This window comes from Vibrio sp. 1401 (assembly GCF_033340295.1).
On the sequence record NZ_JAWOWF010000432.1, the window covers coordinates 1 to 660 of the forward strand.

At 46.2% G+C, this 660-nt stretch carries 1 protein-coding gene and 1 pseudogene; both read right to left on the reverse strand.

The genetic code is table 11. The annotated features are described in order from the left end of the window. On the reverse strand, nt 1-481 hold a 481-nt coding region (locus tag R7Z77_RS26060), incomplete at its 3' end, for a cobalamin biosynthesis protein (protein ID WP_318137140.1). Between the two features lie 12 nt (nt 482-493). Further along, nucleotides 494-660: pseudogene (locus R7Z77_RS26065) on the reverse strand (5'-methylthioadenosine/S-adenosylhomocysteine nucleosidase); the annotation flags it as partial.

Sequence of the window (660 nt, forward strand, 5' to 3'; positions counted from 1 at the left end):
CTACATTGCGACCAAAGCCCATAATGATGGTTTCAGCTCCGGCTTTACCTATACCGACAAGCGATAACGTTTCGGTATCACGATTCACAAAAGGCTTGAGTAGCTCGCGACAGCACGTTTTATCCTCACGCGACAAGGCGAGGGCAAGTTGTTTGGTGAGGGTTTCGCAACTTCGCCAATCTAACGCTAATAGTAACAGAGCAAGTTCGTACAGAGGCTCTTGCCAAACTAAGGGCTTTAGAGCGATTAAGAGCACCAAACACGGCAATGTCATCAAAATAAGAGCGAGGCTTCCTGAGAGAATGCTTTGTGAATAGCTATGGTGGTTATTTACTTTCTCTGCTAATTGTTCGGCTACCTTGCGCCATAAAGTCGCAGGGTGAGCGGAATGAGGAATAGGGAGGATCAGGTGAAACAGTAATGCGCCCCACATCACGAGGAGCGCACCGTTAGCATAGAATTGCTGAAAAATTTCTTCCATGAATGACTTGGATTACTTAACCAGTTCCAGCATCTTGAATACCATTTCTGAAGAGCTTTTCGCTGCTAGCGGTAGGAACTCTTCGAAGCTCATTGGTGATTCTTTGTCTGCTACGTCAGAGATAGCGCGAACAACAACAAACGGTGTGTTGAATTGGTGACAAGTTTGAGCGATAGCAG